Annotated in this window: 12 protein-coding genes and 1 pseudogene; 10 read left to right on the forward strand and 3 right to left on the reverse strand. The window is 41.2% G+C overall.

All coding sequences use genetic code 11. The features are described 5' to 3' along the window. The first annotated feature begins 91 nt into the window (after positions 1-91). The 6 genes from cmk (at position 92) to pyrF (ending at position 5,083) form a co-directional block, all read left to right on the forward strand. A complete protein-coding gene (cmk, locus tag L3V43_RS04510) occupies positions 92-808 on the forward strand; it encodes a (d)CMP kinase (protein ID WP_235368117.1) in 717 nt (238 codons plus the stop codon). A gap of 96 nt (positions 809-904) precedes the next feature. Beyond that, positions 905-2,572, forward strand: coding sequence for a 30S ribosomal protein S1 (gene rpsA / locus L3V43_RS04515; RefSeq protein ID WP_010604841.1), 1,668 nt, complete (start codon positions 905-907; stop codon positions 2,570-2,572). A 61-nt stretch (positions 2,573-2,633) separates the two neighbouring features. Further along, on the forward strand, positions 2,634-2,924 hold the full coding sequence (ihfB, locus tag L3V43_RS04520) for an integration host factor subunit beta (RefSeq protein WP_010377033.1): 291 nt from the start codon (positions 2,634-2,636) through the stop codon (positions 2,922-2,924). Between the two features lie 17 nt (positions 2,925-2,941). Then, a complete protein-coding gene (locus L3V43_RS04525; protein ID WP_010377035.1) occupies positions 2,942-3,205 on the forward strand; it encodes a LapA family protein in 264 nt (87 codons plus the stop codon). 2 nt (positions 3,206-3,207) lie between these two features. Then, complete coding sequence (locus tag L3V43_RS04530; protein WP_010604840.1) at positions 3,208-4,344, forward strand: lipopolysaccharide assembly protein LapB; 1,137 nt, start codon at positions 3,208-3,210, stop codon at positions 4,342-4,344. A gap of 28 nt (positions 4,345-4,372) precedes the next feature. Continuing rightward, positions 4,373-5,083, forward strand: a complete 711-nt coding sequence (pyrF, locus tag L3V43_RS04535) for an orotidine-5'-phosphate decarboxylase (RefSeq protein WP_010604839.1) — start codon at positions 4,373-4,375, stop codon at positions 5,081-5,083. A gap of 74 nt (positions 5,084-5,157) precedes the next feature. On the opposite strand, the gene L3V43_RS04540 is transcribed toward pyrF, so the two are convergent. The 3 genes and pseudogenes from L3V43_RS04540 to L3V43_RS04550 form a co-directional block, all read right to left on the reverse strand. Beyond that, the gene (locus L3V43_RS04540) at positions 5,158-5,478 is read right to left on the reverse strand and encodes a hypothetical protein (RefSeq protein ID WP_010604838.1); all 321 of its coding nucleotides are present in this window, start codon (positions 5,476-5,478) and stop codon (positions 5,158-5,160) included. Between the two features lie 42 nt (positions 5,479-5,520). Further along, the gene (locus tag L3V43_RS04545; protein WP_010604837.1) at positions 5,521-5,808 is read right to left on the reverse strand and encodes a hypothetical protein; all 288 of its coding nucleotides are present in this window, start codon (positions 5,806-5,808) and stop codon (positions 5,521-5,523) included. A 264-nt stretch (positions 5,809-6,072) separates the two neighbouring features. After that, positions 6,073-7,099, reverse strand: a pseudogene (locus L3V43_RS04550) (IS3 family transposase). A 1,177-nt stretch (positions 7,100-8,276) separates the two neighbouring features. On the opposite strand from L3V43_RS04550, the gene tssJ reads away from it, so the two are divergent. The 4 genes from tssJ to tssM are packed head-to-tail and all read left to right on the forward strand — an operon-like array spanning position 8,277 to position 14,502. Continuing rightward, the gene (gene tssJ / locus L3V43_RS04555) at positions 8,277-8,708 is read left to right on the forward strand and encodes a type VI secretion system lipoprotein TssJ (protein WP_010377046.1); all 432 of its coding nucleotides are present in this window, start codon (positions 8,277-8,279) and stop codon (positions 8,706-8,708) included. Next, positions 8,708-10,048 carry a type VI secretion system baseplate subunit TssK gene (tssK, locus tag L3V43_RS04560; RefSeq protein WP_237116017.1) on the forward strand — a complete coding sequence of 447 codons (1,341 nt, stop codon included), beginning with the start codon at positions 8,708-8,710 and terminating at the stop codon, positions 10,046-10,048. Before tssJ ends, tssK begins: the two co-directional genes overlap by 1 nt. 16 nt (positions 10,049-10,064) lie before the next feature. After that, positions 10,065-10,787 carry a type IVB secretion system protein IcmH/DotU gene (gene icmH / locus L3V43_RS04565; RefSeq protein ID WP_010604831.1) on the forward strand — a complete coding sequence of 241 codons (723 nt, stop codon included), beginning with the start codon at positions 10,065-10,067 and terminating at the stop codon, positions 10,785-10,787. 4 nt (positions 10,788-10,791) lie between these two features. Next, on the forward strand, positions 10,792-14,502 hold the full coding sequence (tssM, locus tag L3V43_RS04570; protein WP_102056854.1) for a type VI secretion system membrane subunit TssM: 3,711 nt from the start codon (positions 10,792-10,794) through the stop codon (positions 14,500-14,502). The last annotated feature ends 1 nt before the right edge of the window (position 14,503 follow it).

The following is a 14,503-nucleotide window of genomic DNA, read 5'->3' on the forward strand; positions in this document are numbered from 1 at the left end:
ACAAAAAATGACAGGTAAATAAGGATATATTCAGTAAATTGACGTATACTATGCGCCGTCAAATTCAGGTGAGCATTTTTAGGAGGTCTAAATGCAGGCAGCTATGCCAGTTATCACCGTAGACGGCCCAAGTGGTTCAGGCAAAGGAACTGTTTGTCGCTTGTTAGCTGAAACATTAAATTGGGAAGTGTTGGATAGCGGTGCGATTTATCGCGTGCTTTCGTTAGCGGCATTACACCACCAAATTGCAACTGATAACGAAGAGGGTTTAGTCCCACTCGCTGCCAATTTGGATGTACAGTTTTCTATCGATAAAGAAACTAAAAAAAGCAAAATTGTACTTGAAGGTGAAGATGTTACTAACACCATTCGCAATGAAGAAGTCGGCGCAGCTGCGTCAAAAATTGCGGCGCTACCTCGAGTAAGAGAAGCATTATTACGACGTCAGCGCGCTTTTAGAACTGAAGTTGGCTTAATTGCAGATGGACGCGATATGGGAACGGTGGTATTCCCTGATGCTGAACTTAAAATTTATTTGACTGCAAGTGCAGAAGAACGTGCTCGCAGGCGATTTGTTGAGTTGAATGAGAAAGGCCATGATGTTACACTAAGTGGTCTGTTAGAAGACATTAAAGCTCGCGATGATCGCGATATGAATCGCAAGGTTGCCCCATTAGTTCCTGCTAGCGATGCGGTAGTTGTTGATACAACTGAGCATAATGCTGAGCAAGTGTTCAAACAGGTTATGTCTTTTATTCAAGACGCCATTGTGGCCGGTAAACTTCCAAAAAGCTGTTTACCTAAGTAATTTATAATGACACAGGCAGGAAGCTAGTGTTTATTTAATAACCCCATGCAGCATGGTTGCTAATTGGTAATTTAACTTTATAGAGACGTATTTAGTATGTCAGAAAATTTTGCGCAGTTATTTGAAGAAAGCCTACAGGGTTTTGAAGTTGAGCAAGGCTCAATCGTTAAAGGTACAGTAATCGCTATTGAGAACAATGTTGTTCTTGTTGATGCTGGCCTTAAGTCTGAAAGTGCAATCCCTGCAGAGCAATTCAAAAATGCTGCTGGTGAACTAGAAGTTGCAGTAGGCGACGAAGTAGACGTTGCACTAGATGCAATCGAAGACGGTTTCGGTGAGACTATCCTTTCTCGTGAAAAAGCTAAGCGTCACGAAGCTTGGATCCGTCTTGAGAAAGCTTGTGAAGAGCAAGAGACTGTTACTGGTGTTATCAACGGTAAAGTTAAAGGCGGTTTCACAGTTGAAGTTGATTCAATCCGTGCATTCCTACCTGGTTCACTTGTTGATGTACGTCCAGTTCGCGACACAGCTCACCTTGAAGGTAAAGAGTTAGAGTTCAAAGTAATCAAGCTAGACCAGAAGCGCAACAACGTTGTTGTTTCACGTCGTGCTGTTATCGAGTCTGAGAACTCACAAGAGCGTGAAGAGCTGCTTCAAAACCTTGTTGAAGGCCAAGAAGTTAAGGGTATCGTTAAGAACCTTACTGACTACGGTGCATTCGTAGACTTAGGTGGTGTTGACGGTCTTCTACACATCACTGACATGGCTTGGAAGCGTGTTAAGCACCCTTCAGAGATCGTGAACGTAGGTGACGAAATCAACGTTAAAGTACTTAAGTTCGACAAAGAGAAGACTCGTGTTTCTCTAGGTCTTAAGCAACTTGGCGAAGATCCATGGGCTGCTATCGCTGGTCGTTACCCAGAAGGTGCTAAGCTTACTGGTCGTGTAACTAACCTAACTGACTACGGCTGTTTCGTTGAAATCGAAGAAGGCGTTGAAGGTCTAGTACACGTTTCAGAAATGGATTGGACTAACAAGAACATCCACCCTTCAAAAGTAGTTTCACTAGGTGATACTGTTGAAGTTATGGTTCTTGAAATCGACGAAGAGCGTCGTCGTATTTCTCTAGGTCTTAAGCAGTGTAAAGCTAACCCTTGGCAAGAATTTGCTCGTCTTAACAACAAAGGCGACCAAGTTTCTGGTAAGATCAAGTCTATCACTGACTTCGGTATCTTTATCGGTCTTGACGGCGGTATCGATGGTCTTGTACACCTATCTGACATCTCTTGGAACACTCCAGGTGAAGAAGCTGTACGTGAGTACAAGAAAGGTGACGAAATCACAGCTATCGTTCTACAAGTTGACCCAGAGCGTGAGCGTATCTCTCTAGGCGTTAAGCAAATCGACGCTGATCCATTCACTAACTACCTAGACGCCAACAAAAAAGGTGCTATTGTTAAAGGTAAAGTGACTGAAGTTGATGCTAAAGGCGCAACTGTTGAGCTAATCGAAGGCGTTGAAGGTTACATCCGTGTAGCTGACATCGCGCAAGAGCGTGTTGAAGACGCGACTGCTGCTGTTTCTGAAGGCGACGAAATCGAAGCTAAATTTGTAGGTGTTGATCGTAAGAACCGTACTATCAGCCTATCAGTTAAAGCTATCTACGAAGCTGAAGAAAAAGAAGTACTAGAGAAGCTTAAGAAAGATGAGCCTGCGTTCGAAAACGCAATGGCTGCAGCTTTCAAAAATGCTCAAAAAGACTAATTAATCAGTCTTTAAACTAGGAAGGGCGCTCAGCCCTTCCTTTTACACTAAAGGAAACATTATGACAAAGTCTGAATTGATAGAACAACTTGCACTGCAGCACGCTCACGTTCCTGTTAAAGATGTAGAGAATGCGGTAAAAGAAATCCTTGAACAAATGGCTGGCTCATTATCAGACTCGGAACGTATCGAAATCCGTGGCTTTGGTAGTTTCTCGCTTCACTTCCGTTCCCCTCGCACTGGTCGTAATCCTAAAACGGGCGAGACAGTAGAATTGGATGGTAAATACGTACCACACTTTAAGCCAGGCAAAGAGCTGCGCGATAGAGTAAACGAAAGCTTAAATAATTAAGTCTAACGGAGCTAAACTTGGTTGCAGTATTGAAAAAGGGATTAGCTGTTGTTGCCATACTGATTGCATTTTTAGTTGGAACACAAAATCCACAAGTTGTTAATGTCAATTTTGTAATTGCAAGTGCAGAGTTACCACTCGCAACCTTAATGAGTATTTGCTTAGCTCTTGGGATAATTATTGGTTTACTTGTAACAGCGTCGGTTTTATCTAAGCTTAAATGGCAAAATCATCGCCTAAAAAAAAGTAATAGTAAGCTTAGTCAAGCAGCCGAACGCTAGTTATGATCGAGCTACTGTTTTTATTACTACCTGTAGCTGCCGCTTACGGTTATGTTATGGGTAAAAATAGTGCTAAGAATCAAGCCCTAGAGCAAAGTAGACAAATTACCTCTGAATACAGTAAAGGCCTAAAATTCCTACTAGATAGGGAAGAAGATCAGGGTCTTGAACACCTCACCAAATTACTTGAAGTCTCAGCAGACTCCGTCGACCATTATTTAACACTCGCATCGCTCTTTAGAAAGCGGGGAGAGTTAGATAGAGCGATAAAAATTCATGAGCTACTACTTAAACAACCTAATCTAGACGAAGAAGTGGTGAAGTCCTGTCGTCTAGAGCTTGCTCAAGATTACGTCTTAGCCGGTCTATTGGATAGCGCTGAAGAACACTTAGTCATTCTTGTAAAGCTTGGGTTTAAGGATGCACTCGATCCAATTTTAAACCTATACTCTCAAACTAGAGATTGGCGAAAAGGCGTTCATATGTATGAAGCGCATCCTGAGCTTTTTAAAAAGTCGTCTCATTGCGCGACTATTGCAAACTTCTATTGTGAAGCTGCAAATCAAGAAAAGAATCCAAGCTTATTCGAAAAAGCGACAGCGCTCGCGCATGAAACAGTAAGACCCTTGTATGAAATGGGCAAAGATGCATACAAACACGATGATTACGTGAAGTGTATATATTATTGGCGAAAGCTCGTGAGCCAATTTGTATTTATGGCGCCACTAGTAATAGAAGACCTCGAATCTTGTTATGTTAAATTAAATATTCATGAGCAATTCTTTGAGTTAGTCTCCGAGCTATTAGAAAAAGGAGGAGTGCTGATCAGAATTAAGTTCTGCCAAGGATTAGTCCAAAAAGGTCATATTTCTGAGGCGATAGAGTTTCTAACTGATAGTTTAAAGCGTGAACCATCAATTAGGGGCTTTAGTTATTTGCTGCAACTCATTAGTGGCAAAGATGCTAAAATAGATCACGTACTACAAGAAATAGATAAGTTGGTAAAGTCTTATATTGCAACTAAGCCGAATTATCAATGTGGTCATTGTGGGTTTACAAGTCATACAATGTACTGGTTATGTCCCTCCTGCAAACATTGGGAGTCACTTGCTCCGAGCCGTGGGTTAGACGGTTTTTAGGTTTTTAATTTGGCCAAATAGGGTAACTATGTCGACACAAGATTTAAAAAAGGTTTTGATTGCGCTTGATTATGATAATGAAGAAGCTGCATTATCATTTGTTTCTCAGCTTTCACCTGACGAATGCCGATTGAAAGTAGGTAAAGAGATGTTTACCTATTTTGGCCCTCAGTTTGTAAAAAAACTGGTAGATATGAATTTTGATGTATTTTTAGATCTAAAATTTCACGATATTCCAAACACAGTTGCAAAAGCGGTAACTGCTGCGGCTGAACTTGGCGTGTGGATGGTAAATGTTCACGCCAGCGGCGGCCATGAAATGATGTCAAAAGCAAAAGAAGCGTTGGCAGCTTACGGTGATAAAGCGCCGCTACTTATTGCTGTGACCGTATTAACTAGTATGGATCAAGGTCAGCTACTAAAGCTTGGAATTGAAAAGACACCTCAAGAGCAAGTGCTATATCTTGCAAAATTAGCGAAAGAATCAGGTCTAGATGGCGTGGTTTGTTCTGCGCAAGAAGCCGAACTTTTAAAAGCTCAACTCGGTGAGGAATTTAAGCTTGTGACACCAGGTATCCGACCAGCAGGTGCTGATGCTGGCGATCAAAAACGTATTATGACCCCTGAAAAAGCAGTGAAAGCGGGTAGTGATTATCTAGTGATAGGGCGTCCGATCACTAAAGCTGACAATCCAGCAGGAGCTCTGGAAGCAATTAACCAAAGTATTGCTTCGCTTTAAACATGAGAGGCCAACATTATTGTTGGCCTCTTTCAATTTACGAGACCAGTTTAATCGAAGCGTTAGATTTTAACTTAATCTTCATTTTCCGTAGTTTCAAAGTTCAAACTAAATTGACCACTGCGCTGTACTGAGAAAATAGCCTTTTGCCAGTTCTCTTCTTGATTTGCTGTCGCATTTTCGAACAAGCTTAGAAAAAGGACGGAAATTTCATCACTTACAGGTATGACATGTGCTTGTTTGGGAGTGCTGGTGTCATAGTAGAAAGCGGAACACCTCGGCATATTGTCGTCATGATAGTCCAATACGAGTCGCGCTTCGCTCCACGGCTCTTTAATTTGTTGATACAGATATTGACCCAATTGTTGTGGGACTTGTCGGTTTTCTTCACGCATTCCAACTCCTTGTTATGTTCAGCGATAAATGTTGATCTGATTTTACTGGCGACTTTTGGCTTTAGTATGTGCTATGAATTTGTAGATCCCAAAACCGAATAGTATAAATATGATCGCCTGATCCGCGGCTTTACTTATCATAACCGCATTTGAGAATAGGTTTGATAGTATAGACATACAGATAAAAAACGAAAGTACTGATGTTAGTAACACGATGGCTTTTATCCAAGGTTGAACTAGCTTATGTCCCTGTTTGCTAATCGATACAGCAACGATAAAACTGATCAAAGAAACTAAAAAGCCAATAAAATATTGTTCCATCGTGATCATTGTATTTTCTTATTAATTGATGTGTAAATTATTTTATTTATTTTCTGTCGCTTTCAAGAAACGCTGAATGTTTCCGTAAGAACAGATTCTTAATCTCTTAATTTTGCTTGCGATAAGTTCAGTAAGATCTTTCGCCACATATATGAAAACGGCTGTGGTACCTAGCTCTTCCTCTGTATTTGGTCTGTCTCTGCAACGTTAAACTCATAACTAAAAAAATGATCTGATCCAGTAAAACAGGACACTTCATTAAGCTACTTTCAGTTATTCAAATCTTTCAGGGCTTAGATAGCCAATAACACTATGCCTTCTCTTTTTGTTGTAATCAATTTCTAGGTACTCAAGTATTTGCTGAAACATCGCTTAACGATCCATAATTAGTTCGTATTGAACCGCCTCAACTTTCAGTGAATGGAAGAGGCTCTCAACACAAGCGTTGACGCTCCCAGCAGTTACCTTTGCGGCTCATGCTATGAGTTAATCCGTACTGCTCAATCATATTCCGATAAGCATGAGAGCAATACTGGCTGCCACGGGCACTGTGAACAATAACTCCTTGGGCTTGTCGCGTCGCCAAAGCGCCATTTTTAGAGCATCACACCAAGATTGATGTGATGCGCTTACTCATCGACCAACTAACTACTGACCGTGAATATAAATCGGTGATGAAAGCTAAATTAAATAGAGCCAACCTTCGCTCGTTATTACATAGGTGATGTCGCCTGCCCATTTTTGATTTGGCCCATCAGTGATAAAGTCTTGCTCAAGCAAATTCGGTGCAACAGGCCATGAATGTTTACTGTACTTTGTAACTTTAAACTTGCGGGCCGCTTTGGCTACAAGCCCTTAGCGCTCCATGCTGCACATAATGGTTTTAATATCATACTTCTCACCTTGCTCTTCAAGCTCAGCTGGAATGCGTCGAGCACTGTCCCGCTCAACTCATCTTTAATTTTTGTATCGCGGGCTTGCTTGCGCTTACTCAGCTGCTGGCACGATTTTAGCCATAAATAATACCCACTTGGCGACACGGACAATATATAGGCGATCCTGTGTATTGAGAATGACCCGCAGTTGTCTTTCATAAACTCAAATCGAGTTACTTTTGGTTTTTTGCGAAGTAGGTGGCCGCCTTTTTTAAGATTTCTAATTCCTTAGCTTGCTCAGCCAACTGGCGTCTTAACTTGGCACTCTCTGCGCTCGCGACATTACGCCAAGCATAGAGCCGAGATTCATAAACAGTGAGGTCTCGTGCAGCCTGCGCAATTCCAATTTTGGTCGCCAGCTTCAAGGCTTCTTATTTAAATTCGGCTGAATAAGTTTTTCTGGTTTTCTTTGGGGGCGTTATTTTTCACCTCTACGAGTTAGTTTACTCACTTAATGAGGTGTCCAAAAGTTTTGGATCAGATCAGTGAGTCGTTTTCTAGTGCTGTACACACTGTGATAGCGTGGGTAGATCTTTAGTGACTCGCCACTTTATACGGTTTTGTAAATAGCCGGCTATTAAAATAAGAGGGTTGTTCAAAGATTGTACATTGATTTTTACAAAAGCTTGGCTTTTTTCTGTTTGTTTAAGTGGTTCTATCCTTGGCTTTAAGGTTAATTTATAAGAATAGGTACGCTCTGAAGTCATCCTTGCACGAATTTAAAAAAGAGGTATCCGTGGAAAAAGTGATTATTTGATCTGGCTTGATTGTTTCAAAAGTTACATCATTCCCAGTCGAAAGTTTGTCATGAATATCGGAACCTGGTTCTAAAGTACTATAGAAAACAAAACTTTCATTTATACAAGTGGTTAGTTCAGAACTAATGACCTTAGTACTTTGGATTGTGTCGTGAATGACCACCTTTGTGTGCATGATATTTAGCCTTGGTTGATTTGAAAACTCTCACAACAATCCATAAAGCTTGGTTAATGTGGTGTAAATGTGGTTTTTATGTGTAATTATCTGTTATTAAATTAATTTAATATAATAATGGAGGTTATTACATGGTTTTAGTGGAGTGCAAGTGTGTTTTTTTTGGTGGTTGATAATATTAGTTTGATATTAAGGTTGATCTGTAAAAAGCGTTTGTGTATCTTATGCGCCGTTCGAGAATGTACATCAAAAGTCCAGATGTTTAGTGTGGTTTTTGTTTTCAGGGAAGTGTCTATCTCAACAAGTTGTAAGAAAGCTTAATGCAAACTGAATTGCTCATTAAGTCTCGTGACTTCCTACCTGAATGCTGAATAAAAACAAAAATCACCACAAAAACAATTGGTTAAATATTTTTTAAGAAGATTTCTGAATGTTAACTTAGTATTCAGTTACAAACTGCATACTTGTGCTCTGTAATTTCTTGTTAAATAGTTAAATCAAATGTATTTTCACTATTGTACGGGAAATTAAAAAGATTAATTGTTTCCAATAATCTAATTTGGATGTCTTATAATTGAGGCGGATATGGCTAGGAATGCTTTATTTATAATGGTTTTGTTTTTGACTGGTTGTATGTCTACTTACGTTAAGCTAGATGTAACTGCTACTGATAACATAAATTTAAACCAGTTTAACGAGCCACTACCTGTGGTATTAAAAGTATATCAACTTACTGATATTCAAGCGTTTAAAAATTCTACATTTGAACAGCTTTGGAAGTCCGATAAATCAATTCTGGCTAACACCTTAGTTACGGTGGAAGAACGCACCGTAAACCCCTCAGATCGTATAAAAATTGAGTTTGAACAAGCTGAATCTGCAAAGTACGTGGCTTTTGTTGCTCTATTTAGAGACAGAACAGGCGGTAACTGGCGCGCATTTTATGACTTAAATGATTGGCCGGTGCCCTTATCTACTTCTCTAGATATTGAAATTACAAGTAACTCGCTTCGTCTACCTGAAGTTGAGGAGGATAAGTAATGCAGCACAACAACGTATACAAACCAGTTTGGGCTGAAGGTTTAATGCTAAGTCAGCAGCATTTACAACTGTTCGATCAATATCTGCAATCGCAACTAGCTGGTGTACAGCAATGCCTTAGAGACAATGCATATGGTTTAGATCGCATTGTATTTGACGAATCAGCATTGGCCAAAGGTGTAGTCAAACTGCAAAGTATTACGGCAATCTTCAAAAGTGGTCGTCATATACATCATGTTTTTGCTGATAACGAAGCACCTATGTTTGAGCTTGAAGATAACAAAAGCGAATACATTATCAGTGTAGCGCTTGCGAACAATCATTCGGTAAGCAATATCCAAGGTTACCCCCAAACAGGGCAGCTTAGTGCTTATGACTGTGATTTTGTTGAGCTTCAAGATGCACATGATCCAAACCGAAAAACTGAAGTGATGGTTGCTAAGCCTAAACTTATGCTGGTTGAGTTCAGCGCAAGTAACAGTTTTATCGAGCAATTGCCTTGTATAAAAGTGACACGTGGTGAGCATGGGCAGTTTGAAATTGATTCAAGCTATATTCCACCACTGTTAAACATCAAAGCCCATGGCTATTTAGCCGAGCGTGTAAATAAACTAGTCAACATGGTTGAAGCTAAGTACACCGCGATGTTTACAAACCGCGCAGGTATGGGGATTGTGGAAGATTTTGGTCCAACAGAACTCAAACACTTTTTGCTATTACAAACATTTAGCTCTGTTTTTCCTGAGATTAAGCAGTTAAGTACTACAGCTAAAACTAGTCCTGATGCACTGTTTATGGCGCTAAATAAGCTGGTTTGCCAACTGATTAATTTCGAACCCGAAGCGACTAAGTTTGAGTTACCTGTTTATGACCATCAAGACTTAACGCGCAGCTTTGGTTTAATCGAATCTCATATTCACACTCTTATTGGTTCGATAAGCGCAGCACGCTCGTCTGATTTAGTACTCAGCGCAATCTCCCAGTCTATTTTTGAGGTTAAAGACATAGAAAGCAGTACCTTGACTCGAGGCGAGTTGTACATTGCGGCTTTCTATGAAAACGAATCTACGCAATGGATCGAGTTGTTCGCAGAACAGGTTAAGCTGGCTGCGCCAAGTCAGTTGGAAATCTTAATTGCTTCAGCACTTGGCGGTGTGAAGCTAACGCATTGCCAGCGCCCACCGAATAGAGTGTCAGTTAAAGGTGGGTATGAGTATTTTAAAGTGGAGCCACATGGCGCTGCTTGGGAACAAGTTGTACAGGAACTAGCGTTAAGAATCTTTGTGCCATTTAGCCTTCAAGGCGTGAAACTTGAAGTGGTTTCAGTGGCGAGTAAATAGTTAGTAGGTAAAGGTCATGGAAGCGTCGAAAAATAAATCTGAACTAGTCGCCTGCATTTCACCGGTGCTTGAAGTGCTTACTTCAATTCGCCAGGGCGGGTCTGATCATCAAGGAGTTGACGGTCTACGCAGTAAAGTCATGGATGCTTTTGATGAATATGAAAAGAGCTGTTATGACGCACGGATCAGTGCGTCAGACATGCAAGAAGCCAAATTTGCACTAACTGCTTTGGTTGATGAGCAAATCATGACGGCACAGAAGCCGTATAGTATGGAATGGATGGCGCGACCTTTACAATTAGAATTATTTGGCAATATGCGTGGGGGAGAAGCTTTTTTTGAAAAGCTTGAAAATATCCGCCGTGCAGCGGCGCAGCAACGTACATTACTAGAAGTCTATTTTGTTTGTTTACAACTGGGTTTCGAAGGGATCTATAAGATAAAAGGGGTCGAGCAACTCAAAGCGTTGATGTTGGATGTTAGAGCGCAATTAGAAGAGCTTGCTGGACCTGCAAAATTACAGCTTTCTGATAATGCAAAACCACAAGAAAGTATGGTTACTAAGGTGGGAAGAAATCTACCGTACTGGGTTATTTTGTCAGTAACGCTCGCCTTACTTGCCAGTATGTATGTTGGTTCAACGTATTTCATTGAGAATCGCGCGAACCAGCAAGTCGTGCAAATTGATAAGCATATTGAAGTACTAACGCAGTTAGAGAAAACAGGGAAAGCGAGGTAACATCATGTCAGGAGTGAATCGTAGTGGACTAGTGCACCTAGTCTTAGGGTTTTTGTCATCTCGTGCGACGGCTCATTGGGTCGGCATATTCGCAATTTTGACGCTAATTTGGTTTGCAGGCCGGTTTATTGGTCTTGAAGATCAAAATCATCGTTTAATGGTGATGGGTGCTGTATTTGGTCTGTTTTGTCTTACTTTATTAGTTCGATGGTTATGGGTGAAGCGCTCTGGTGACAAGTTAGCGAAAGAAATTGCCAACAATCATGCGGGAACAGAAGCCGAAGTTGAAGAAATCAAAGCCAAAATGGAAGAAGCGCTGTCTGCATTAAAAGCTTCTCATTTGGGGGCTGGGTATCGTGGTAACGCTGCGCTGTATGCCTTGCCTTGGTATATGATCATTGGTCCGTCGGCTGCGGGTAAGAGCACATTATTTGCAAATTCAGGACTGCATTTCCCTTATTCAAAATCTAATCAACTGCATATCCAAGGTTTTGGTGGTACGCGTAATTGTGACTGGTGGTTTTCAGATCAAGCCGTTTTGATTGATACCGCAGGTCGTTATACCACTGAAGAATCAGATAACGATCAATGGTTGTCATTCTTAAAGCTGTTACGTAAATACCGTTCTAAACAACCAATCAATGGAGTGATGGTTGCTATTAGCGTTGCTGATATCTTGACTTCAGACAGCGAACAGATCCGTGACCACGTTAAACAGATCCGCGCTCGTATTGATGAGTTAATCAATCAACTTGGACTTATCTTTCCAGTATATGTGGTATTTACCAAGTGTGATTTGATCAGCGGCTTTGAGCCTTTCTTTAATGAACTAAGTGAAGATGAGCGTAAGCAACCCTGGGGCGCGTATTTACTTGAAGAAGATGGCACCAATACCGGTGAAGTGGCGAGCGAAAACTTTTCAAAGCACCTTACTGGCCTGTATGAGCGACTGTGTGATCAGCGCCTAGTTAAAATGACGCGTGAGCGTAACGCTCAACGGAAACAATTGATTTATGATTTTCCTAATCAGTTTAAAGCGGCGTCAGCTAAAGTCGAAGAGTTTATTGACACATTATTTAAAGAAAATCCATACCAAGAAGTACCGTGGTTTGCTGGTGTGTATTTTACCTCTGGTACACAAGAAGGTACGCCTATCGAGCGTAGCGCAACGAGTAAACTATCTACGTTTAGATCAGTATTGTTTGAGTATCGCCAAGAAAGCATTACCTCCGCATTTTTTATCAACCAAGTATTCAAAGATGTGTTGTTTAAATTGCAAGACCTCACTCGGGGTAACCGGAAAAAGCGCCGCGTACAAAAATGGCTAAAAGGCTTTGCTGTATGCTTATGTGTGACGTCGGTATTTGCTCTAGCGGGCTTGTTGGTTAACTCTTATACCCACAATCAGCAGCTTTTAACAACCAGTGATAAACTAACGACTGCTGTTGTTAATACACGAGTTGAAAACCAGCCGTTGGCCGAGCAATTTAACTCTACCTTGTCTCTTTTTGCACACTATCAAGAGCTAATAGGCTATGAGAAAAAGCTGCCTTGGTATTTCTTACTTGGTGTTTACAGTGCTGACAACACCATAAAGCCAATAGAACAGGTATTACGTCAGCGTGTACAAGCGCTCATTGGTGAACCAAGTTCGGAGCTTGTGCAACAAGCGCTGTTTGAAAGCCATCAAAACTGGATTGCACTGCTAAGTACAGAAGAGCAGGTTGCTAAACGTATCGAGCCAAAGCTACGTGATAAGTACTATCAAGCACTTAAGCTGCAACTCATGATGAGTAATGAGTTTGAGCGTTTAAACAAAGACTATGCTAAGTCTGAGCTATTAGACTACACGGCGGACCGCTTAGAGCTAACGCTAAACGAAGACACGCAAGTATTAACAGAACAACTGTCAGGACTGATTGATTTTTATTTAGCCCAATTAGCGGTTGAGCCTGCACCGCAGCAGCTTGCGATTTGGCAAAGTAATGATTTCTTAGTGAGTCAGGCTCGTGCAGACTTAATGAGTGCGCCAGAACCGACTGCGTTATATGAGCAGATCAAAGCAAAAGTAACGGTATCGAAAGCCGCACTAACGCTTGATCAAATGATGCAGCAAAACAACAAGACCTTTTTGCAGTCCAAGATCAGTATTCCATACGTTTACACCAAAGAAGCTTGGGAAAATGAAGTATACGACGCCATTAAGGTCATTGCGAGCAAAGCATTCTCTGGCGACTGGGTGATGGGCACAGACAACGCAGAAAGCCAAGGTTCTGTTGATGAAGCAAAAGCAAACGCTTTGGTTAAATCTATCCGTGCGCTGTACTTCAGAGACTATGCCAATGTGTGGTTTGAGTTCTTAAATTCAGTAGAGATAAGTCCATTTAATACTAGCAATGCAGCAAGTTTAACGCTCGCTCAGTTGTCATCACCTGAAGGTCCATTGGTTGATTTAATGGCTTCAATCGACAACAACGTGAACCTAATTGATTCGCCAAACAAAATGGTGGAAACAGAAAAATTAACTGAGCAAGCAAATGCGTTACTAGCAAAGTCTAAAAATAGAAAGGTTAAAGGTGCAAAGATAGAAACCGCTGCGAGAAAGCGTGTCCCTGAACTGTCGAGCCGTTTTGCCGATCTTCGTCGCTATACCGCAAAAGGAGAAGAGAACGCACGCTCTGATTACTTAGAGCAATATCTCGGTGCTTTGAGTGCATTTCATTCAGACATCAAAACGATTGCTGCGAGTAACAATGACGACTATATGGCCATGTCTTTTACTCAAACGCTGTTAAACGGTGATAGCAAAAACCATGCGCTGCAAAGTGCCTGGGTGGTGGTAGAAAGCCAAGTCAGAGCGCTTGACCCAGATACTAAGCAAGCACTTGAAAAACTACTAAAAGCACCACTTTTAGCTAGTGTGCAGACAGTAATGAACGAAGCAAAAGTGCAGCTTAATGAGCGCTGGTCTAATCAAGTATTCTTAACATACAAAGAAAATATCCGTGGTAAATATCCGTTTAATATCGACGGGCCAGATGCAGCGGTTGAAGATATTAGCGAACTGCTGAACCAAGAGTCAGGTGTTTTTTGGCAATTTATGGCTGAGAACCTATCTCCTTACCTTCGTTTAAAGCGTGGTGAGTGGGTAGAGAAAACATGGAATGGTATTGGCATTGGCTTTAAGCCCGGGGTACTAGACAAGTTAACTAAGACGAGAAAGGTAACGCGTTCGCTATTTCCTCGAGACGGTTCTGAGGTGGGTATTAGCTTCCAAATGATGCCAGTGGCGCAAAAAGGATTAAAAGAAACTTATATCGGTTTTAGTGACCAAAATTACCGTTATAGGAATGAACCTGAAGAGTGGCGTCGTTTTAACTGGCCTGCAAGATCGGGAACTGAAAAAGCAGTGATATATGGTTTAGATAGTGAAGGCCGAAGAATCGAAATCGAAAAGTCAGGACCTTGGGCATTCCTAAAAGTATTGAATGAAGCGAATGTGCAGTGGGTCCGTGGTACAGAGTTTTTGGCAACGTGGCAATTACAACGAGAAGCGGAAGCAAGCGTTGAGCCAATCCAAGTTCAAGTTGCACTTAAGTCGAGCAGAAACAGTGGCATATTCAGTAAATATTTTATGACGTCATTTGCGCTGCCGGAGTCTTTGTTTGATACCAAGGTGAGTGTTGCCTCTAATGAAAACTTGGCGTTGAGGTAAC

Source organism: Pseudoalteromonas sp. L23 (genome assembly GCF_021728455.1).
GTDB lineage: Bacteria > Pseudomonadota > Gammaproteobacteria > Enterobacterales > Alteromonadaceae > Pseudoalteromonas.

What these genes read in the sequence shown, in the direction of transcription:
- tssM (WP_102056854.1), top strand. Translation starts at nt 10,792, where the DNA reads ATGTCAGGAGTGAATCGTAGTGGACTAGTGCACCTAGTCTTAGGGTTT.
- tssJ (WP_010377046.1), top strand. Translation starts at nt 8,277, where the DNA reads ATGGTTTTGTTTTTGACTGGTTGTATGTCTACTTACGTTAAGCTAGAT.
- tssK (WP_237116017.1), top strand. Translation starts at nt 8,708, where the DNA reads ATGCAGCACAACAACGTATACAAACCAGTTTGGGCTGAAGGTTTAATG.
- L3V43_RS04540 (WP_010604838.1), bottom strand. Translation starts at nt 5,478, where the DNA reads ATGCGTGAAGAAAACCGACAAGTCCCACAACAATTGGGTCAATATCTG.
- rpsA (WP_010604841.1), top strand. Translation starts at nt 905, where the DNA reads ATGTCAGAAAATTTTGCGCAGTTATTTGAAGAAAGCCTACAGGGTTTT.
- L3V43_RS04530 (WP_010604840.1), top strand. Translation starts at nt 3,208, where the DNA reads ATGATCGAGCTACTGTTTTTATTACTACCTGTAGCTGCCGCTTACGGT.
- L3V43_RS04545 (WP_010604837.1), bottom strand. Translation starts at nt 5,808, where the DNA reads ATGATCACGATGGAACAATATTTTATTGGCTTTTTAGTTTCTTTGATC.
- pyrF (WP_010604839.1), top strand. Translation starts at nt 4,373, where the DNA reads ATGTCGACACAAGATTTAAAAAAGGTTTTGATTGCGCTTGATTATGAT.
- cmk (WP_235368117.1), top strand. Translation starts at nt 92, where the DNA reads ATGCAGGCAGCTATGCCAGTTATCACCGTAGACGGCCCAAGTGGTTCA.
- ihfB (WP_010377033.1), top strand. Translation starts at nt 2,634, where the DNA reads ATGACAAAGTCTGAATTGATAGAACAACTTGCACTGCAGCACGCTCAC.
- icmH (WP_010604831.1), top strand. Translation starts at nt 10,065, where the DNA reads ATGGAAGCGTCGAAAAATAAATCTGAACTAGTCGCCTGCATTTCACCG.